Below are 20,354 nucleotides of genomic sequence, written 5' to 3'. Positions count from 1 at the left end.
GATCCGTAGTCCGGATCGGGGGCCGCTCTTCGCGTTTCGCGGACCGTGGACGCGAACCTCGGCGGGCGCTGCCCGCGAGCACGCGCCCGGCGGCCTCGAATCGTGTTCGGGGCGAATGGCTCAGAGCATGGTGCTCGCTGCGGCCAGCACCTCCGAGAGCAGGGGCAGGGATGCATCGCGTTCGGGAGCCTGTGCCCACCAGCGGCCCTCGATGGTGTGCCGCCCGAATCCCGTGGGCAGGATGACATTACTGCGATGCGGGCCGATGTCGACGCTCGCGCGTTCCATGCGCTCGAGGTACTCGGCCGCCGGCTCGCCGTCGAAGACGGCCAGGAACGTGCGGCGGGGCGGGCGCTCGCGCACCAGCACCGGGCACGGCAGTCCGCGCGCGGTCAGTTCGTCGAGTAGCAAGGCCCCCAACGGTTCCGGGGTGTTCAGGGCAGCGATCGTGTCCACCAGGGGTAGCACCACGAAGCCGGGGGTCGTCACATGCACATGCGGCAGCCCGAGCAGCGAGCGATACACCCGCGCCCATTCCTGCGGCGTCGTCAGCTCGTCCAACCGCACACTCCACCCCTCGTTCGGCCCAGCTCCAGCGACGGCTGATCAGTCCAGCGAAGTCGATTGCCGGCGGCATGCCGACACAGTCAGTGAAAACCGGGGCCACGGATCCCACCACCAGAATCCCTGAATCGTTGGCAAACTGTGGACTGGGCGCGACGCGGCGCGGGGTCGCGGGGTCCGCGTACGGGCCCGAAACCGGGGTAACCTCGGGTGGAGATGCCTTCCCACCAGGAGGTTCACCATGCCGTGTGATCTGATGCTCATCGCCTACGACGGGTCCGAGAACGCGCGCCGCGCCGTGGAATACGCCGGGCGCTTCCTCTCCGCCGACAAGGCCGTGGTGCTCACCGCGTGGGAGCCCATGGTTCGCCAGACCGCTCGCCTGTCCGGACTCTCGGGGGTCATGCAGCCCGAGTGGATGCCCGACGACGAGATCGAGGACATCGCCTTCGCCGACGCCAAGTCGATCAACACCGAGGGCGTGCGGCTGGCCAAACTGTCCGGGCTCAACGCCGAGGCGCGCACCGCCGAATGCACCACCACGATCTGGAACGCCATCGTCGAGGTGGCGGACGAATTGAACGTGGACATCATCGTCGCGGGCACGCGCGGACAGACCGGGATCCGCGCACTGCTGCACTCCAGCGTCGCCGACGCGGTGCTCAAGCACTGCCACCGGCCGGTGCTGCTGGTTCCGCCGGGGCGCGAACCCGCGCGGTAAGCACGAAAACCGGCGGCCACCGGGTGTACCGAGGCGGCCGCCGCGCCGCTCGCAACCGCTCGTCGCCGCGTGCGAACCGGGCCATCGCGCCGGACGCCGGGCCGCGCTGAGACGTGCGTCGCTCCGCGGCCGATGCTTCGCGCAGGCGGACTATCGTCGAGGCATCATGCACGGATTCCTGCTTGCGACGCCCGACAGCGTCGTCCGCACCACGGGTGTGCGCGCCGCGTACGACGACGCGGGAGCGGCGGCCGCGGACCTGCGGACCGGCGCGGCGGAGCTGATCGCCGGAGCCCTGCCCTTCGATCCGCGCGGCCGGGCCGCGCTCGTCGCACCCGAACGCCACACCCGCGCCGCGGGGCCGTGGCGGCCCGCCGCACTACCCGCGCTGCCGCCCGTCCGGGTGCTGGCTCAGCTGCCCGATCCCGCCGAGCACCTGGCCCGGGTCGCCAAACTCGTTGCCCAGCTGGGTGATCCGGAATCGCCGCTGCGCAAGGTGGTGGCGGCCCGCTCGCTGCTCGCCGTCGCGGACGCGCCGCTGGATCCGGAAGTGGTTGCCGCGCACCTGGTCACGCGGCATCCGCGCGCGCACGTGTTCGCGGTGGACCTGACGACCGCGGGACGAGCGGGCGAAACCCTGCTCGGGGCGACGCCCGAGGTCCTGGTCGCCCGGCACGGCGACACCGTCACGCTGCGCCCCCTCGCCGGAACGCTCCCCCGCCTGCCCGACCCGGACGCCGACGCCGCGCAGGCGCGAGAACTGCTGGCCAGCAGCAAGAATCGCGAAGAACACGCCTACGTCGTGGAGTGGATCCGCGAACGGCTGACCCCCGTCTGCGCCGAACTGTCCATCCCGGGCGAACCCGAACTGCTGCACACCCCCGAGGTCTGGCACCTCGCCACCCATATCACCGGCCGCCTGCGCGAACCCCGGCCCAGCGCCCTGGACCTCGCGGTCCTGCTGCACCCGACGCCCGCCATCTGCGGCACCCCGACCGACCTCGCCCTGGAGACCATCCTCGATCTCGAAGAGGATCGCGGTTTCTACAGCGGCGCGGTCGGCTGGTGCGACGCCGGCGGCGACGGGGAGTGGGCCGTCGCGATCCGCTCCGCCGAACTCGCCGCCGACGGCCTGACCCTGCGCGCGTTCGGCGGCGGCGGCATCGTCGCAGCCTCCGATCCGCACACCGAGCTCGTCGAGACGACCGCCAAACTCCGCACCTTCCTCGGCGGCCTGCACTGCGCCGTTCCCGAGTGAGTGGCCGGCTTCGTATCCGCGGGGCCGGCTGGACATGCTTGCAGCTCATCGACTCCGCACCGGGCACGGCGACGCGCGAGCGCGCGAGGTCCGTGCCTGCGATCGACGGCGCATCTCGTGGTCGGCGCCACGCATTTCCTGTCGGCCACCGTCGCGAACCCGCATGTGACCTGCATCTCCGCCACGCTGGGCACGAACTGAAACATCGCCGACCAAGATCGGGGGCGGCGGAGCCGGGGCAAAGCAGGCCCGGTCTGCTAGGTTTGCTCGAGTTACGCATGCGTCGATGTATGGGAGTTCCGCGATGAAGTTTGCCGTTCCCGGTGTGGCCAGCGCTGCCGGTGGCGCCCTGATCGGATTGGCCGCGGTCCTGGTCATCACGATGGCGGCCTCGCAGGACACGCGCCCGGAGATCGAAAACGGCGGCGACCCGTCCTCGTCGCTGCTCAACAACGTTGAGTACGGCGCCCGCTGACCGGCCGACCTCAGATCCAACAGCCGCGACCGGTCCGGCCGAGGACCGGTCGCCGAATACTGAACCGCTGGGCCGCCGCTGGCTGCTCGGCACCTTTCTCGCCGCGTTCCTGCTGACCTTTCTGCAGGCCCCCGGCCGCACGGTCGCCGACACCAAGTACGACCTCGCGCAGAATCCCCTCGGCTTTCTCGAACGCGCCTCCCACCTGTGGAGCAGCCAGGCCCCGATGGGGCAGGTGCAGAATCAGGCCTACGGCTACTTCTTCCCGCACGGCGCGTTCTTCTCACTCGGGCACATCCTGGGCCTGCCCGCCTGGGTCACCCAGCGCATCTGGTGGGCACTACTGCTGCTCGCCGGATTCTGGGGCATCATTCGCCTCTGCGAAATCCTGGGCATCGGCAGCCGCGGCTCCCGCATCATCGCCGCCACGGCATTCGCGCTCTCGCCCCGCGTACTGACCACCCTCGGCTCCATCTCCTCCGAGACGCTGCCGATGATGCTCGCCCCCTGGGTGCTGCTGGCCCCGGCCGCGCTGGGGGTCGCGCTGCGCAAGCGCGCGAACGCCGACGATTCCGAGAGCACCGCCGAATCGAGACCGGCGGACTCCGAGCCGGATTCCACACCGGACGAGCCCGCGCCTTCCCACTGGCGCGGCGCCGCGACCCCCGCCGGCAGCGCCCTCGCCCTGGCCCTCATGGGATCGGTCAACGCCGTCGCCACCGCCGCGGCCTTCCTGCCCGCGGCCCTGTTCTGGATGTCCTACCGCCCGGATCGAACCTGGTGGCGCTTCACCCGGGCCTGGATTCCGCTGCTGGTCCTGGCCACTTTCTGGTGGGTCGTCCCGCTGCTGCTGCTCGGCCGGGTCAGCCCGCCGTTCCTGGACTACATCGAATCCTCGGGCGTGACCACGCAGTGGGCCTCCCTCGGCGAAGTGCTGCGCGGCACCGACAGCTGGACCCCGTTCGTCTCCCCCGAGCGCATCGCGGGCGCGGTGCTGGTGACCCAGCCCGCCGCGGTACTGGCCACCGGCATGCTGGCGGCGGCGGGCATCGCCGGACTGGCCATGCGCTCCATGCCGATTCGCGGCCGGCTCACGCTGGTGCTGTGCGTCGGACTCGTCGGCATCTGCGCCGGTTACGCCGGCGCGCTGGGCGGGCCGTTCGCCGAACAGGTGCGGTTGTTCCTGGACTCCGGCGGCGCGCCGCTGCGCAACGTGCACAAGCTCGAACCGCTCATCCGGTTGCCGCTGGTGCTCGGCCTGGCCCACCTGCTGAGCCGGGTGCCGCTGCCCGCCTCGGTGCCGATGCCGGTGTGGCGCAAGGCCTTCGCCCACCCCGAGCGCGATCGCATGGTGGCGGTCGGCGCGCTCGTGCTGACCGCGCTCACGCTGTCCACCTCGCTGGCCTGGACCGGCAAGCTCGCGCCCAGCGGCGCCTACGAGGAGGTGCCCGGGTACTGGAAGCAGACGGCACAGTGGCTGTCCGACAACGCTTCCGACACCCGCGCGCTCATCGTGCCCGGTGCGCCCTTCGGCTCCCAGGTCTGGGGCCTGACCCGCGACGAACCGTTGCAGGCCCTGGCCGACACCCCGTGGGCGGTGCGCGACGCGGTGCCGCTCAATCCGCCCGGCGCCATCCGCGCCATGGATTCGGTGCAGCGCCTGTTCGCCGACGGCCGGTCCTCCGCGGGCCTGGCCGCGACGCTGGCCGCGCAGGGCATCGGAATTTTGGTGCTGCGCAACGACCTCGACCCCGAGACCTCGCGCTCGACCCGGCCCGTACTCGCGCATCAGACCATCGACGGCTCACCGGGCCTGCGCAAGGTCGCCGAATTCGGCGAGCCCGCGGAAACCCGATACATCGAGGGACTGGTCGCGGACGAGGATCTGCGGCCCGGCTATCCGCCCGTCGAGATCTACCGGGTGGACCCGCGACCCGTCGGCGACCCCGCCGACCTGCGGGCCGGCACCGGCGCACCGGACTCGTTCCCCGGCGCGTACCTGACCGGGCTGGACGGCGTGCCGGTCGTACAGGGCGGACCCGAAGCGCTCGAACGCCTGCGGCGCGACCCGAACAGACCCGCCGGACCCGTGCTGCTCGCGGCCGACGCCGCCCGCGCCGGACTGCCCGTGGACGCGGTCACGATCACAGACACACCCATGGACCGGGAAACCGACTTCGGCCGGGTCGACAACCACAACTCCGCGGTGCGCGCGCCCGGCGACGCCCGCCGCACCTACAACCTCGCGCCCGACTACGCCGTGCCCGGCGCGGAACTCGTGCGCGGTGAATGGTCCGGGGCCACCGTCACGGTCTCCAGCTCCGCCGGGGACGCCACCCAGCTCGGCGGGGCCGCGCCCGGCAGTTCCACCGCCGCGGTCGTGGACGGGGATCCCGCGACGGCGTGGATCAGCAACGGCACCGAACACGCACTGGGACAGTGGCTTCGACTGGACCTGGAGCAGCCCATCACCTCGCCGGTACTGCGCCTGACCACCAGTGCGGCGGCCATCGGCAGTCCGGTGAAATGGCTGGAGGTCGCCACCGCGAAGGGCACCGTCGCCGCCCGCATCACCGAACCCGGTGCGCCGGTGTCGGTTTCCCTGCCGCCGGGCCGCACCGAGTGGATCAAGATCAGCGCCAAGAGCACCGAGAACGGCACCGCCGGCGGTCAATTCGGCATCAGCGAACTCTCGCTCTTCGACTACGCCGACCGCGAAAATCCAGCCCGAGTCGACATCCGGCACCGCGTCGTCCTGCCCGCCACCCCGCCCGGCGCCCGGGTGCAGGGCTGGGCGCTGGGCCAGGAATTCCCCGGCCGCAGCGCCTGTTTCGAGTCCCCGGACCGGGTCCGGTGCAGTAAGGCGCTCGCGCTGTCGGCCGAGGAACCCGGCCTGTTCGAACGCACCCTGACCGTGCCCGAACCCCTCGCCGTCACCCCCGATCTCCTGGTCCGCGCCCGGCCCGGCCCGGATCTCGACCGGCTCCTGACGGACCCGAATCGGCCCTTCGCGCACGGCCAGGCCGACACCGGCGACCCGCGCGGCTCCGCCGTCGCCGCCACCGACGGCGACCCGCGCACCAGCTGGACCGCGCCCGAGACCACCGTGCGGACCCCGACCGGCGCGAAGCCCACGATCACGATCGACCTGCCCGAACCCGCGCTGGTGACCGGCCTGGAGCTGACGCCCTCGCGCGGGGACCTGCCCGCGCACGCCACCTCGGTCTCGGTGAATCTCGGTGCGGGACCGCAGGTTCGGGAGGTCGATCCGGAGTCCGGCGCGACCTCGCGCATCGAGCTCCACCCGCAGGTCACCGACCGCATCGAGCTGAGCATCCAGACCTGGGACGCGGTGCTGGACCGCACCGCGCTGGGTTTCGCCCAGGAGCAGCCGCCCGGCATCGCCGAGATCACCGTGCTCGGACCGGAGTACCCGGCCGCACCGGCCCCCGATCAGCTTCTCACCATCGACTGCGCGAACGGCCCGACCCTGGCCGCCGCCGGTCGCACCCTGCACACGACGGTGACCGGCACCGCCGCCCAGTTCCGTTCCGGCACGCCGCTTCCCGCCCGCGTCTGCACCGCCGACGAGGTCGCCGCCGCCCGGGCGAACAGCGACGCGCCACCGGCCGACCCGGCGGCCGGACCCGAGGAATCCGAGGGTGCGCCCGGCGCGGATAGCGGGGCCGACGGCGGCTCCGGGCTGAACAACGCCAATGACGGCGGCCGGGCCTCCTTCGCCGACGAGACCCCCGTCGACGACTCCACCGGCGGCGGCAGCCTGGGCCTCATGGCCGGTCGTGTCGATGTAACCGTCGCTCCGACAGCGCTGTTCACCGTCGACGAGCTGCGCCTGAACCGCGTCGAGCCGGGCGCCGCCGGGAACCCGGGGGGCGACGGCGTCCCCGCGGCGGGCCCCGGGACGGCCGACTCCGGCCCCGCGGGTGCGGCGCCCGCTGTCCGGGCTCCCGCCGGAACCCGGCTCCTGGTCCTGCCGCTGAGCACCAATGTCGGCTGGCAGGCGGTGACCGCCGACGGCCGCACCCTCGAACCGCTGGTCGTCGACGGCTGGCAGCAGGCGTGGCTGGTGCCGCCCGGCACGAACGGCCCGATCACGGTCTCCTTCCCCGCCGACCGCTGGTACCGCCTCGCCATCTTCGGCGGGCTCCTGCTGCTGATTCCCCTGGTGGTCCTGGCCTTCCGCGCCGCCCGCACCCCGGCTCGCGACGACGGCCCGGCCCCGCGCACCTGGCACAGCCGCACCGTGAGCGCGATCGCCCTCGCCGCGGGCGCCGGCCTGATCGCCGGGCCGACCGGAATCGTGCTCACCGCACTGGGTCTCGCGGCCTATCAGTTCCGCCCGCTGGTGACCGCCCGGGCGCTCGCCCCGATAGCCGGTGTGGCAACGGCGGTTTCCGCCGCCGCCCTCTCCACCGGCCCGTGGCGTTCGCCCGCCGGATATATGGGCGACTCCCTCTGGACGCAGTTCCCCGCCGTGGTGGCGATCGTCGCGGTCGGCCTCGCCGCGCTGCCGCGCCGCGAACCCTGACTCCGGGCCGGACGCGGCCGCTCGCCCGAGCCGAACGGCGCGCGGCACACCGGAATTCACCGATGATCACGAACGAGGCGTCGAACGCCTGCGGCGACGTCCAGGGAATCACCAGGAACCGCACAGGGGTTCGGAAGCACGCCTGCTCTCGATCGGTTCGGACGCGGGCGGGAAAGGAGATCAGCCTCGGCAGCATCCCGCGGAATCCCCCACAACGGCTACGAGGTGCGGCTGCGCGCCTGTCCTCGATCGGTTCGCACGCGGGCGGGAAAGGAGATCAGCCTCGGCAGCATCCCGCGGAATCCCCCACAACGGCTACGAGGTGCGGCTATGCGCCTGTCCTCGATCGGTTCGCACGCGGGCGGGAAAGGAGATCAGCCTCGGCAGCATCCCGCGGAATCCCCCACAACGGCTACGAGGTTCGGCTATGCGCCTGTCCTCGATCGGTCGCACGCGGTGGCGGGGATCGGCCTCGGCAGCGTCCTGAGGAATCGCCCGGAACGGCACCGGGTTCAGCGCGCCCGTCACCGGCACGGAGGCGCGGGGCCGGATCAGCCGACATGGCAGCGGGGATCGGTGTCGGCAGCCGTCCCAAGGCATCCCACGCAGCGGCACCGGAGTTCGGCTGCGCACCTGTCCTCGATCAGTTCGCACGCGGCGGCAACGGGGATCGGCTCGGCAACGTCCCGAGGAATTGCCCGAAACGGCACCCGGTTCAGCGCGCCCGGGAGCGGCACGGAGGCGCGGGGACCGATCAGCCGACGTGGCGGCGGGTCCAGCGGCGCACCGGATCTTCGATCAGGGCGTAGCTGGCCGCGGCCAGGGGGAGGGTGAAGGCGATCGTCATCAGGTAGACCAGCACGAAAGATCCACGGAACGGGACGATTCCGAAGACCGGGAAGACGATCGCCAGCACGGCCAGGTGCCAGATGAAGATGCCGTAGGACCAGCGGCCCAGGGTCGCCGCGACACTGCCGGTCAGCCAGCGGTGCGGTTGCTCCGGCCGCAGCACCAGGGGCGCGAGCAGGGTGAATCCGATGATCGCGCCCAGCGCCATCTTCATCGCGTACTGCCAGGGCTGGCCGTGGGTGAGCCCGGGCGGACCGGCGAGCGGGGTCGTGGCCAGCAGGAACGCCGTCAGCGACAGCGGCCACATGATGCGCAGATCGCCCGCGTACCGCCGCCAGCGCGGCGCCTCGGCGTCGGCGAGTTCGGCCAGCAGCATGCCCGCGCCGAACCACGGCAGGTAGGCGGGCAGCCAGTTGTCGGCGTTGATGGCCTCGGGGGTGGGCACGGGCAGCAGGTTCCAGCCCAGGAACAGCACCGAGACGCCGATCACGACCGGGACCCGCCAGCGAGCGCGGTTGCCGCGCAACCGGATCAGCGCCCAGGCCAGCAGCGGCAGCACCGCGTAGAAAGCGACTTCCACCGCGAGACTCCACATTTGGGTGAGTCCGTCGGTGAGCGTGTACGGCACATAGACCTGTGCGAAGAAGAGATTCGCCAGCCACACCCGAAGTCCCGCGGTGTGAGCGGCATTCGGCAGCAGAATCAGCGCCGCGCACACCACCACCCAGTAGGCGGGCAGGATGCGGGCCGCACGATGCAGGAGATAACGCCCCGCCGCGGGGGCCCGCCCGAGTCCGCGCGCCGCGGCCGCGTGCGGCCGCCACAGCAGAAATCCCGAGAGCGCGAAGAAGATGGCGACGGCCATGTCGAAGCGTTCCCACACCCGGCCGATGAAAGGCTGCGCGGTGGCGCCGGTTTGGAACGCGACGTGGGTGAGGACCACCCCGAGCGCGGCGAGGGCGCGCATACCTTCCAGCGCCGGAACGAAGACGTTCGGCCGCCGGATCGAGCGCGCGTCGAGCGTGCCGGCGGCCGTGGAATTCGGATCGGCGGACGCGGACGCGGTCGGTTCGGCGGTGGCACTCTCCCCGCTGACAGCGGCATCCGAGCCGACCGGTTGTACCGGTTCGGAGGGCGGGCGCAGGGTCGTGGTCATCGCGGTCCAGTGTGCCCTGTGCCCTCGGAGTGTGAGCACCCCGCGTTTGACTTATGGGCGTTTCGCGGAGTTTTCCTGCCTCGGCGAGACCCTGAACGGTCCTGAGCTGTTAGTGTCGGGGCTCACGAGTGCTGCGCGGCGACCGCAGTGCTCATCGGAACGACCTGTTCGACGACGAGGAGAAGTTGCATGGCACTGAGTGCCGGGACCAGACGGACGGTGGCCTGCCTGCTCGTGGGGCTGGGTGCTTTGTTGCTCGTCGCCGCGATCATGATCCCCACCTACACGGTCAGCAAGGTGGCCAAGACGCCACTCGACCTGCAGATCACCACGGTCGCGACCAACCTGGCCGGAACCAAGAGCGAGGTCCTCGACGCCAAGTCGCTGACCGGACCGGGTTCGGCCAAGGTAGACAGCAATGTGCCGCTGTTCTCGCAGCGATTCCTCACCATCGAGGATCCTGCGGACGCCGAGCGTCTCACCATCCAGGCCGGTCAGACCCTGCGCCGTACCGACAAGCAGGGCGACACCGGCCTGCTGACGGCCTCGATCGACCGCGTCACCGTCGACCGTAAGAACGGCATGCCGGTCGACGAGGTCGACGGCGGCCCCAACGGCTCGATCGGCGTGACCGTCGACAAGCAGGGTCAGAGCGTGATGGACCCGGTCCAGCACACCGGTCTGCAGTACCGCTTCCCGATCGGCACCGAGAAGAAGGCGTACCCGTACTTCGACGTCAATGTGCGTAAGACGTACGACATCAACTTCATCGAAGAGACCGAGATCAACAGCATGAAGGTGTACCACTTTCAGCAGACGGTCCCGGTAACCGATCTCTCGACCGTCGCCAACTCCCCCACCAACAAGCTGGCCCTGCCTGCCGAGAAGTGGGGCGTCGAAGGCGGCGAGACCCCGGTGACCATGATTCGCTGGTACACCAACACCCGCGACCTGTGGGTGGAGCCCCAGACCGGCACCGTCATCAAGGGCGGCGAGCAGGTGCACCAGTTCTACTCGCGCACCGCGGACAAGACCGAGGTCAACGTTCTCGAAGCGACCCTGATGTTCGACGAGAACACCGTCGAATCGCAGATCGCGGTGGCCAAGGAGAACATCGACAAGCTGTCGCTGTACGGCCGCACCATCCCGATCGTGCTGGGCGTGCTCGGCGCGCTGTCGCTGATCGCGGGCATCGTGCTCGGCGTGCTGGGTGGCTCGAACAGCGGCCCGGCCGCGCGTCGCGCCGCTCCGGCTCCCGCCGGTGGCCCGGCTCCGGGACGGGGCAACTTCGACGCCCCGACCGAGCAGATCGACATCAACAAGACACAGCAGATCGACATCAACAAGAAGCCCTAGGCTTCGACCTGCTTCGCAGCGGCCCCGCACCGATTCGGAGCGGGGCCGCTGTGCGTTTGCCGTCGGGTCGACGCGGTTGTCGGAGCGACGCGATCGGGGGGTGCGTGAACGGTCGCGGCGGGCCGGCCGGAGACCGTCGAATACCGGTGAACGCGGGCCGAATCCGAGCACTTCTGCGGCGTCTAGTCAGAGCATTCGGCTATCAATTACACGGGTGGGGGTGCGGCGGGGTGGGCTCGCGCGGCGGGTGGGAGCATTGCGGCGTGTCCGTTGTACGCCGTCTGCCAGTAGTCGCGGACCTCACGTTGGTGACGGCCGGGGCCATGACGGCGAACGTCGCCGGATATCTGTTGCAACTGCTCGCCAGCCGCTGGCTCGGGGTCGCGGGATACAGCCCGTTCGCGAGTCTGCTCGCGGTGCAGATGCTGTGCGCGGTGCCCGCGCTGGCACTGCAGAACGTGGTGGCCCGCGAAGTCGTGCGGGGCGCGTCCGTCGCGGCCGCGCGCGAACTGGCACTGCGCTGCGCGGGAATCGTCGCGCTGATCGCGGTGCCGCTGGTGCCGATCGTGAGCGTGAGCCTGAAGGTGAACTGGGTGGCCGCGGCCGCCGCGCTGTGCACCGTGCCGGTGCTGGTGCTGCTCTCCGGGGAGCAGGGGATCCTGCAAGGCGCCAGCCGCTTCCGCGACCTCGCGATCGTGCTGGGCGGGGCGAGTGTCATCCGGACGACCCCGGCGCTGATCGTGCTCGCGAGCGGGGGCGGCATCGGGCCGACGCTGTGGGCCGCGATGGCGGGGGCGCTGGTCGCCGCGCTACTGGCACGGCGCGTCGTCGACTCGGGCGTGGACGCTGCCGCGGGCCGTGCCGTCGACTCCGCCGCGGGCATGGCGGCGGTGCTGCCGGTGTTCCGGGCCGCGCAGGTGCAGGCGGCGCTGATGGCGCTCTCGTCCGCGGATCTGCTGATCTCGCGCATGGTGCTCAGCGACGAGGATGCCGGGCGGTACGCGCTGGGCGCTATTGCCGCCAAGATCGCGTTCTGGCTGCCACAGGCGGTCGGGGTGGTGCTCTACCCCAAAATGGCGCAACCGCAGCATTCCGCGCGCGCTGTGCGCTCGGCGCTGACCGTGCTCACTGCGGTCGGTGCGGTCGCGGTGCTCGGGGCGGCGCTGGCCGCACCGCTCGCGCCGCTGTTCGCGGGGCAGGACTACGCGCCCGTGCAGGGGCTGCTGTGGCTGTTCGCGCTGCAGGGCGCGCTGCTCGCGGTGCTGCAGGGCGCGCTGCTGTCCGCCATCGCCGCGGATCGCACCGCATCGGCGGCCATCACCTGGCTCGGGCTCGCCGTGGGCGTCGTGGTCATGCGCACCTGCGCGCATTCGGTGACCAGCCTCATCGCGATCGCGGCCGGGACCGCCGCGCTCACCACCCTCGTCATCACGGTGCTGGCGCTGCGCACCGTGCGTGAACCGGCCGCCGAAGCGGGCGTCCCGGGCGCGAGCGCGGGCTCGGCATAGGGTGCCGGTGTGAGCGCCCAGCACCCCCGGCGAACCGGCCCGATCACCGCCGCCTACAGCCTCGCCCTCACCCTGCTCGTGCTCGGCCCGCTGCTCGGCCCCGGCTATCTCCTGCTCCGCGACGCGGTGAGCACGCCCCGCTCCTACCTGACCGACTCGGCCCTGGGTTTGGGCGACGCGGCTCCCCGCGCGGTGCCCCAGGACGCCCTGCTGGCGGTGCTGTCGACCGTCGTCGACGGCGGCCTGCTGGTGAAAGCCATTCTGGTGGCCGCGATCTGGTCCGCCGGCTGGGGCGCGGCCGCCCTGACCCGCACCCTCCTCGGAGCCACCCTCGGCCCCCAGCTCGTGGCCGTGACCCTCGTCATCTGGAACCCCTACGTGGCCGAGCGCCTGCTCCAAGGTCACTGGAGTCTGCTCACCGGCTACGCGGCCCTGCCCTGGATCGCGGTGCTGGCCACCCGATTACGAGCGACCACGGGCGACGCCGCCGATTCTTCCCCGCGCGCTCGGATCGGCGCGCTGCGAAAGGCTCACGCCGCCGACCCCGAGTACCCGGCGACGCCCACGACAGATACCCCAGCCTCAGCGAGCGCGGATCGAACCGCCAATTCGGCAGGCGCGAATCCAATTCCCGATTCAGCGGACGCGGCGCGCACCGCCGATCCAGCGGACGGGACCGGTCCCACCGCCGATGCGGGACAGCGCGATTCCGCGACGGGCAGCGAAACCCGCTCCGGAGCAGCGCGATCCGTTCCGAGCCGGCCGGGTGCCTGGGTGCCGTGGGCGGCCGTCGGCGGCTGGCTCGCCGTCGCGGGCCTGACCCCCACCGGATCCCTCATGGCCGGGGTGCTCGCCCTGCTCCTGGTCGGCCGCCGCAATCTCCTTCCGGCGGCGGCGCTCTGGCTGGCTTCCGCCGCCCCCTGGTTGGTGGCGACCGCCCTCTCCGGCGCGGGCTCGTCCCCCTCCGACCCCGCCGGGGTGGCGGCCTTCGCCGCCCGAGCCGAACCCTTCCTCGGAACCCTCGGCAGCCTCGCGGGCCTCGGCGGGATCTGGAATTCGACCGCCGTCCCCGACACCCGCACAACCTTTTTCGCCCTGATCGGCACCGCGATCCTGCTCGCCCTGGTTGCCACCGGCGTCCGATCCGTGCTCTCCACAACGGAACCCGCGACCGCGACGGACTCCGCGACCACAACGCGCACTGCCGATGCGGATCGCAATCACCGCGGGCCGGGCACTCCCGCTCCGGCCGACTCGAACCCGCTGGGTGCGGTCGCCACCACGGTCGACAGCACGGCTTCCACAGTGCACACCCGCCGCACCCTCGTCGCGGTGGCGGTGGCCGCGATCGTGCTCCCCGCCCTCGGAGCGACCAGCTGGGGCCTGGCCACAGGCGAGTTCTTCGTCGTACATGTCCCCGGCGCGGGCCTCCTGCGCGACACCCAGAAATACGTGGCCCTCGCCGTCCCCGCCTTCGCCCTCTGCGCCGCCGCCGGCACCCGCGCACTGGCCGCCCGCATCTCCGCCGCTCGCGCACAGCACCATTCGACGCAATGGACGAGCCCGTCCGCCGACTCCCAGGCAGACGCGGAGCGCGACGACGCAGCCCGAAAGACCACCGCGGACATCCCGGCCACCGCCACCGATCGGCTGCCCGATGCGAGTGCGATGGATACCTCGCGGGCCGCCGATCGCGGACAACACCATTCGGCGCAGCCGACGAGCACGCCCGCCGACTCCCAGGCAGACGCGGAGCGCGACGGCGCGGCCGGAACGACCGGCACCGATCGACCTTTCGATGCGAATGCGATCGACGCGTCGCGGGCCGCCGATCGAGCGGAGTCACCGCACCTCGCGGGCGATTCGCTCGTGGCAGCGAGCGGGCGTGCGGAGCGCCTGGCCGGTTCGTCCGACGCCGGGCGGCGCGCCGGCACGGCCGAGCCGCACCTGCGGGACGAGCGCACGGGACGTGGTGTAACCGGCTGGGTCGCCGGGGTTTTCGTGGTGCTGATCTTCGCTTCGCTGCCGGATATGGCGTGGGGGGTCGGGGGTGCTTTGCGGCCGGTGACCTATCCGGTGGGGTGGGAGCGCGTGGCGGGGGACGTGGGTGGGGAGGGGGACGTGGCGGTGTTGCCGGGGGGCATGTTCCGGAAGTTCCGGTATTCCGGGAAAGCGCCGGTGTTGGATCCCGCGCCGCGGATGTTGCCTCGGGACGTGTTGCAGACCGGGGAGTTGCCGGTCGCGGGGGCCACCGTGTCCGGGGAGGGGGCTCGGGCGGGGGAGGTCGAGCGGGTGTTGCTCGCCGGCGGGTCCGCGGGGCGGCTGGCGGATCTCGGGGTGGGGTGGGTGCTGGTCGAGCGGGGGACGCCGGGGCCGATGGGGGAATCGAAAACTACGCTGGGCCAGCTGGATTCCGTGTACGCCGACCGGGATGTGGAGCTGTATCGGGTGCCGGGGAGCATCGCCGATCATGATGCTTCCCCGGGATCCCGGCGTGGCGCCGGAGCGGCCCACCTGGTGTGGGGTGCGCTGCTGCTCGCCGGCATCGCGGCCGCGGCGGCATCGGCCCGCGATGTGCGCCGAGCGAGATCGGTTGCCCCGCAGTCGATTCACCCCGACTGACCGGCACATCACGAGGCTGCCGAACACCTACCGCGCGGCCGTTCGAGAACGTCGAGCCGGCTGCCGCGCGACCGAACACCCGGGCGAGAACGGCGGATCCGGGGCTGTATCTGCCACTCGGGCAACCGATTCCATCCGAATGCCAGCAGGCTGACTTCATTCGGCGATCGGGCAGGCCCAGTCCATCCGCGTCCGACCAGGCCGAATCAGGCCGGGGTGACGGGGGATCCGGCCACCAGGCCGGAGACCCGGGCGCCGCGGGACACGGCCGAGAGCACCTCGTAGACGCCGTTTCCGGTTTGCTCCCAGGAGAATTCGCGGGCTCGGGCTCGGGCCTTCTCGCCCAGAACCGTTCTGGCCTCGTGATCGTCGAGGAGGTCGCCGACCGCGAGGGTGAGGTGGGCGGCATCGTCGACCAGCATCCCGGTCACGCCGTCCACGATGGAGTCGGTCAGGCCGCGGGAGCTGCGGTAGCCGACGGTGGGAACGCCGTGCTGGGCGGCCTCGATGACCGCCAGGCCCCAGCCCTCCTTGCGCGAGGGCAGCACGTGCACCCAGGCGCGGGACAGCAGTTCGTGCTTGCGGTCCTCCTCGACGTGCCCGTGGAAGGTCACCGCGTCGGCGATGCCCAGCTCGTCGGCGTGGACGCGCAGGTTGTCGGCCCACCAGCCGCCGCCGATCACGTCCAGGTGCAGGTCCGGAATCCGATGCCGGAGCCCGGCGACCGCCGCCATCGCGTCCTCGATCTGCTTGTGCGGCACCAGCCGCGACAGCACCACGATGCTGGGATGCGCGGTGCGGGTGGCGTCGTCCCCGGCCGGAACCATCGCGGGCACGGGTTCGGCGCCGTTGCGCACGACGGCGATGCGCGCGCTCTCCACCCCGAGCGCGGTCAGTTCCTCCGCCGACGGCAGCGACACCGTCAGGTACTGGTTCTCCCGGTGCACGCGCGGCGACAGCCTGGATTCGATCCACCAGCCGATCCGGCCGACCAGCTTGCCCGCGACCGGCCACTGCTCGCGATGGCCGTGATGCACCAGCACCACGGTCGGCGCGGCCGCCGCGGCCCGCGCGAAGAAGGGGATCCCGTTCTGGGTGTCGATCACCGCGTCCGGCCGGATGCCGCGCAGCGGCCCGACCCCGAGCCGGCCCAGCGCGATGGCCGCCAGCGCCCGCGGATACACCGTGAACCGCCCGCCGCCGCGACTGATGTCGATGCCGTCCACCCGCTCGGAACGCGCGGCCCCGGGATAACCGGCGGTCCGCAGGGTGACCTTCACACCCCGGGCCGCCAATTGCGCCCCGACCTGTTCCAAATAGCGCTCACTGCCCCCGCCCTGCGGATGCCCGGTGTCGCGCCAGCAGAGCAGCAGCACTTCACGCACGGGCAGATCTCCAAAGTCATGGCGAAAGGATGATGAACAACGGGCTCCACCATATAGCGCGAGCGCCCTCCGCAAGCCACGAGTGGTCACCTGACCTGCCAACGGACGCGGTTTTCCGCCGGACCGCTCACCCGGAATACGCCCGCGACTGTGCGATGAGGGCCGTGAGCGCCGATTCGGCATTGCCATCGAATTCTCACGAATTCGGTTGGCCGTTCCGCGCCGGATCCGGATTTCTCGCTTCGGCGCCCCGGATCGAGCCGACCCGCTCGTCACCGTCTGGCGAACCCATACCCCCCGGTAAGCGGGAGGTAGCGGGGCGACCCCGGCCGCGGTTGTGCGAGACTGCTGGCCGTGCTTCGAGCTGAGCAGACCGGATTCCGGCGGGGTGGGCGGCGGCCGCGATTCGCCGGCCGGGCGACCCTGCGCCGTTCGTTGCGGCTGCTGGGGAGTTTCCGATTCGAACAGACCGATCCGGCGCTGTTCTACGGCGGCGTGGCCACCGATACCGCCGAACTGGTGAGCGATTTCTACCGGGATCTGACCGGGCATTCGCTGCGCGGGGCGGTGGTGCTGGACGTGGGCGGCGGTCCCGGCTATTTCGCGGACGAGTTCGGGCGCGCCGGAGCGCGGTATCTGCCGGTCGAACCGGATCCCTCGGAGATGCACGCCGCGGGTTTGCGGGTGGCGGGCGCGGTGCGCGGTTCGGGGATGGCGCTGCCATTCCGCGATGACGCCGTCGATGTCTGCATTTCCTCGAATGTGGCCGAACATGTACCACAGCCGTGGACGATGGCCGAGGAAATGCTGCGCGTCATCAAGCCCGGTGGGCTGATGATCTTTTCGTACACCATCTGGTGGGGCCCGTTCGGCGGCCACGAAACCGGCCCGTGGCATTACCTGGGCGGTGAGTTCGCGGCGCGTAGATATCTGCGCAAACAGGGCCGGGAACCGAAGAATCGCTTCGGAAAGTCCCTGTTCGCCGTCGGCGCGGGCGAAGGGATGCGGTGGGCGCACCGCACGCCGGACGATGTCGAAGTGCTCGCGGTGTTTCCGCGGTATCACCCGAAATGGGCCTGGTGGCTGGTGCACGTCCCGGTGGTGCGGGAGCTGCTGGTGAGCAATCTGGTGGTGGTGGCCACCAAGCGTGCGAGCGCCGAGACCGTACACAACGGGAAAACCGCACGGAGCGAGCGGGATTCACCGTTCCAATCGGCCACGACGCCAGATTCTGCGTAGCCCGCCGTGCCCGTCGGGTTCGCCCCAGGGTGACTCCTGGGTTGCGAGCCCGATCGTCTCCATCGCCGTCAGCCCGACTTGTCCGGCCAGAGCATGCACCGCGGCAACCGCTTCCGCCGCCTGCAACGCGGCGGTGGCCTGCTCGGTGGTGAGCGTTCTCCCCGGCAGAAATGACACCACCCAGCCGCCCACGCCAACGCTTTTCGCCTGATGAGGCGTGAGATCGCTGGTCATCAGCGAACGATCGACCACTTGCACCGCCATGACTCGAATCTCCCCTGCACGGTAATGATTCATGTATCGAGCGAGCTATCCAAGATAGCTATAAAGCATGCTCGTTACCGGTACAGAATGCAATAGTGCGTTCCGCGAAAAGCGAACCGACAGGTAGGGTTTCGGAAAATCGAGTCGCTGGAAGGTTGCCTCAGGGATGCGGAAGCGGTTGAGGGACCGCCGTTTCGGAAGTTTTAGAGGTCCGCTTCGATCAAGCGCAGCGCCGGCTGACCGCGCCGTTCCGAGCGTGAGGGGGCGGCGACGACCTCGACCTGCCAGCCGGGCGGCAGCACCTTCTGCAGCTGGTTCGCAGCCCGCTGCATCGGCGTACTGGTCGACAGCGGAGCGAGGTCCGCTAACTCCGGGAGAATCAGAGGGGTGATATCCACATCGGTCATGCCATTCGCCTGCCTTTCGCGTAACGAACCAGTCGCCTGCCGCGGACTGGAAAAGCTAGGAACGGAGACAGCTTCCAAAGTAGCAAAAGCTAATTTATAGCAACCGACCAGATCGACGTCGGCCCGAAAGTCATGCGAAGCATAAGTCACCCGCGGGCGAACCGAATTGCGAACCCGCGTTCCCGGCCGGAACGCGTCGGATCGAATTGAATACCGAGAAGTCGACTTTCAGAATCGTCCCGGTCACCGGGACCCCGGGCCCGGAGTCCGGCCCATGCCCCGGACAACCCCCGGGGCAAAACTGTAACGTGTTCTCATGGAGTACCCGAGCCTGTTCATCGGCGGACGCTGGACCGCGCCCGCCGGCACCGAGACCGTCCAGGTCATCTCACCCGCCACCCTGGAAACCGTCGGCAGCGTGCCCAACCCCACCCGCGCCGACGTCGACGCCGCGGTCACCGCCGCCCGGCACGCCTTCGACCACGGCCCCTGGCCCAGCACCCCGCCCGAGGAGCGCGCCGAACTGCTCGCCCGGGTCTCGGCCCTGCTCGACCAGAAGGCCGGTGAGATCACCGCGGCGCTGTCGGCCGAGACCGGCGCGCCGCCCATGTCGGCGAGCACGCTCAACAACTTCCCCGCCAAGGCCACGCTCGACTTCTACGCCGGACTGGGCAAGGCGTTCCCGTGGACCGATTCCCGCACCGGCATGTTCGGCACCACCCAGGTCTCCCGCGAGCCGATCGGCGTCGTCGCGGCAATCATCGCCTGGAACGTGCCGCTGTTCCTCGCCGTGAACAAGCTCGCACCCGCCCTGCTCGCCGGGTGCACCGTCGTCCTCAAGCCCGCCCCGCTCACCCCGCTCACCGCGAATCTGCTCGCCGACATCTTCGCCGAGGCCGGACTGCCCGAGGGCGTGCTCTCGGTGCTGCCCGCCGACGCCGAGGTCTCGGAATACCTCATCTCGCACCCCGCCGTGGACAAGGTGACCTTCACAGGCAGCTCCGCGGTCGGCCGCAAGATCGCGGCCATCGCGGGCGGTCAGCTCAAGCGCTGTTCCCTGGAGCTCGGCGGGAAGTCAGCGGCAATCCTGTTGCCCGACATGGACATCACCGCGATGCCGCAGCTGGCCTTCGCCGGCCTGATGAACAGCGGCCAGGCCTGCGTGGCCCAGACCCGCATCCTGGCCCCGCGCAGCCGCTACGACGAAATCCTGGACGCCCTGGTCGAATCCGCGCGGATGTTCCCGCTCGGCCTGCCCACCGACCCCGCGGCCCAGCTCGGCCCGCTGATCTCCGAGGCGCAGCGCGGGCGCGTGGAGGGCTTCATCGCCAAGGGCAAAGACGAAGGCGCGCGCCTGGTTTCGGGCGGCGGCCGCCCCACCGACCTGCCCGGCTGGTACGTGGAACCGACGATCTTCGCGGACGTCGAGAACGCCATGACCATCGCCCAGCAGGAGATCTTCGGCCCGGTGCTCTCGGTGCTCCCCTACGACACCGAGGACGAGGCGATCGCGATCGCCAACGACTCCGACTACGGCCTCGCCGGCTCGGTGTGGACCACCGACATCGACCACGGCCTCGCCGTCGCCGCCCAGGTCCGCACCGGCACCTACGGCATCAACTGGTACGCCTTCGACCCCTGCTCCCCCTTCGGCGGCTACAAGACCTCCGGGATCGGCCGCGAGAACGGCCCCGAGGGCCTGGACGCCTACTGCGAACAGAAGTCGGTCCTGATGCCGATGGGCTATACCCCCTAGCCCCTGCCCTCGCCCGCGAGCACCGAGCCACGAAGCCGTCCATCGCGACTCACAATGGACGGCTTCGCCGTGCCCGGCCGAGCCGGTTCGGATCCATCGGACACGGCACGCCGGCCCTGCCACCGTCGGCCCGTCGACCACGCGGACACCACCCGGAAGACTGCGGCGCGATATAACTCCCGCATGAAACGGCCCCGGCGGGCCCGCAATGGGTGGCGCCCGGGCGGGTGTTAGTTTTAATTGTA

14 protein-coding genes are annotated in these 20,354 nt (G+C 70.9%); 9 read left to right on the top strand and 5 right to left on the bottom strand.

What is annotated here, in order from left to right:
• Nucleotides 1–120 precede the first annotated feature (120 nt).
• Nucleotides 121–567: a hypothetical protein gene (locus tag ABZ319_RS35310; protein WP_354990907.1), complete on the bottom strand. Its 447-nt coding sequence runs from the start codon at nucleotides 565–567 to the stop codon at nucleotides 121–123.
• 238 nt (nucleotides 568–805) lie between these two features.
• Here ABZ319_RS35310 and ABZ319_RS35305 point away from each other — a divergent pair, with 238 nt between their 5' ends.
• The 4 genes from ABZ319_RS35305 to ABZ319_RS35290 all read left to right on the top strand — a co-directional run bounded on the left by ABZ319_RS35305 (nucleotide 806) and on the right by ABZ319_RS35290 (nucleotide 7,567).
• Entirely contained in the window at nucleotides 806–1,285 is a 480-nt protein-coding gene (locus ABZ319_RS35305; protein ID WP_354990906.1) for a universal stress protein, read from the top strand.
• A 166-nt stretch (nucleotides 1,286–1,451) separates the two neighbouring features.
• Nucleotides 1,452–2,543: an isochorismate synthase gene (locus ABZ319_RS35300; protein WP_354990905.1), complete on the top strand. Its 1,092-nt coding sequence runs from the start codon at nucleotides 1,452–1,454 to the stop codon at nucleotides 2,541–2,543.
• A 304-nt stretch (nucleotides 2,544–2,847) separates the two neighbouring features.
• Entirely contained in the window at nucleotides 2,848–3,018 is a 171-nt protein-coding gene (locus tag ABZ319_RS35295) for a DUF2613 domain-containing protein (protein ID WP_354990904.1), read from the top strand.
• A 67-nt stretch (nucleotides 3,019–3,085) separates the two neighbouring features.
• Nucleotides 3,086–7,567 (top strand): alpha-(1->3)-arabinofuranosyltransferase family protein, encoded by a 4,482-nt coding sequence (locus ABZ319_RS35290; RefSeq protein WP_354990911.1) that lies wholly within the window; start codon nucleotides 3,086–3,088, stop codon nucleotides 7,565–7,567.
• 754 nt (nucleotides 7,568–8,321) lie between these two features.
• On the opposite strand, the gene ABZ319_RS35285 is transcribed toward ABZ319_RS35290, so the two are convergent.
• Entirely contained in the window at nucleotides 8,322–9,383 is a 1,062-nt protein-coding gene (locus ABZ319_RS35285; RefSeq protein WP_354990910.1) for an acyltransferase, read from the bottom strand.
• 378 nt (nucleotides 9,384–9,761) lie between these two features.
• Here ABZ319_RS35285 and ABZ319_RS35280 point away from each other — a divergent pair, with 378 nt between their 5' ends.
• From ABZ319_RS35280 to ABZ319_RS35270, 3 genes are all read left to right on the top strand, one after another.
• A complete protein-coding gene (locus ABZ319_RS35280; protein WP_354990903.1) occupies nucleotides 9,762–10,928 on the top strand; it encodes a DUF3068 domain-containing protein in 1,167 nt (388 codons plus the stop codon).
• A 323-nt stretch (nucleotides 10,929–11,251) separates the two neighbouring features.
• The gene (locus ABZ319_RS35275) at nucleotides 11,252–12,436 is read left to right on the top strand and encodes a polysaccharide biosynthesis protein (RefSeq protein ID WP_354990909.1); all 1,185 of its coding nucleotides are present in this window, start codon (nucleotides 11,252–11,254) and stop codon (nucleotides 12,434–12,436) included.
• A gap of 42 nt (nucleotides 12,437–12,478) precedes the next feature.
• Complete coding sequence (locus ABZ319_RS35270) at nucleotides 12,479–15,058, top strand: hypothetical protein (RefSeq protein ID WP_354990908.1); 2,580 nt, start codon at nucleotides 12,479–12,481, stop codon at nucleotides 15,056–15,058.
• Nucleotides 15,059–15,264: 206 nt separating this feature from the next.
• Here the strand turns inward: ABZ319_RS35270 and ABZ319_RS35265 are convergent, their stop codons facing one another.
• Nucleotides 15,265–16,443: a glycosyltransferase family 4 protein gene (locus ABZ319_RS35265; protein WP_354990902.1), complete on the bottom strand. Its 1,179-nt coding sequence runs from the start codon at nucleotides 16,441–16,443 to the stop codon at nucleotides 15,265–15,267.
• Between the two features lie 354 nt (nucleotides 16,444–16,797).
• Here ABZ319_RS35265 and ABZ319_RS35260 point away from each other — a divergent pair, with 354 nt between their 5' ends.
• Nucleotides 16,798–17,682: a class I SAM-dependent methyltransferase gene (locus tag ABZ319_RS35260; protein ID WP_354990901.1), complete on the top strand. Its 885-nt coding sequence runs from the start codon at nucleotides 16,798–16,800 to the stop codon at nucleotides 17,680–17,682.
• Here the strand turns inward: ABZ319_RS35260 and ABZ319_RS35255 are convergent.
• On the bottom strand, nucleotides 17,644–17,946 hold the full coding sequence (locus ABZ319_RS35255) for a hypothetical protein (protein ID WP_354990900.1): 303 nt from the start codon (nucleotides 17,944–17,946) through the stop codon (nucleotides 17,644–17,646). The two genes, ABZ319_RS35260 and ABZ319_RS35255, sit on opposite strands and share 39 nt — an antisense overlap.
• Nucleotides 17,947–18,149: 203 nt before the next feature.
• On the bottom strand, nucleotides 18,150–18,353 hold the full coding sequence (locus tag ABZ319_RS35250) for a hypothetical protein (protein WP_354990899.1): 204 nt from the start codon (nucleotides 18,351–18,353) through the stop codon (nucleotides 18,150–18,152).
• Nucleotides 18,354–18,669: 316 nt separating this feature from the next.
• Between ABZ319_RS35250 and ABZ319_RS35245 the strand changes: the two genes are divergently transcribed.
• Nucleotides 18,670–20,109, top strand: a complete 1,440-nt coding sequence (locus ABZ319_RS35245) for an aldehyde dehydrogenase (protein WP_354990898.1) — start codon at nucleotides 18,670–18,672, stop codon at nucleotides 20,107–20,109.
• Nucleotides 20,110–20,354: the final 245 nt, after the last annotated feature.

This window comes from Nocardia sp. NPDC005978 (genome assembly GCF_040614455.1).
GTDB lineage: Bacteria > Actinomycetota > Actinomycetes > Mycobacteriales > Mycobacteriaceae > Nocardia.
Note: the sequence above shows the minus strand (reverse complement) of the source record. Positions and strands in the feature narration are given on the sequence as shown.

Coding starts and splice junctions, on each gene's coding strand:
- ABZ319_RS35305 (WP_354990906.1), top strand. CDS start 806: ATGCCGTGTGATCTGATGCTCATCGCCTACGACGGGTCCGAGAACGCG.
- ABZ319_RS35300 (WP_354990905.1), top strand. CDS start 1,452: ATGCACGGATTCCTGCTTGCGACGCCCGACAGCGTCGTCCGCACCACG.
- ABZ319_RS35295 (WP_354990904.1), top strand. CDS start 2,848: ATGAAGTTTGCCGTTCCCGGTGTGGCCAGCGCTGCCGGTGGCGCCCTG.
- ABZ319_RS35285 (WP_354990910.1), bottom strand. CDS start 9,383: ATGCGCGCCCTCGCCGCGCTCGGGGTGGTCCTCACCCACGTCGCGTTC.
- ABZ319_RS35280 (WP_354990903.1), top strand. CDS start 9,762: ATGGCACTGAGTGCCGGGACCAGACGGACGGTGGCCTGCCTGCTCGTG.
- ABZ319_RS35275 (WP_354990909.1), top strand. CDS start 11,252: ATGACGGCGAACGTCGCCGGATATCTGTTGCAACTGCTCGCCAGCCGC.
- ABZ319_RS35255 (WP_354990900.1), bottom strand. CDS start 17,946: ATGGCGGTGCAAGTGGTCGATCGTTCGCTGATGACCAGCGATCTCACG.
- ABZ319_RS35250 (WP_354990899.1), bottom strand. CDS start 18,353: ATGACCGATGTGGATATCACCCCTCTGATTCTCCCGGAGTTAGCGGAC.
- ABZ319_RS35245 (WP_354990898.1), top strand. CDS start 18,670: ATGGAGTACCCGAGCCTGTTCATCGGCGGACGCTGGACCGCGCCCGCC.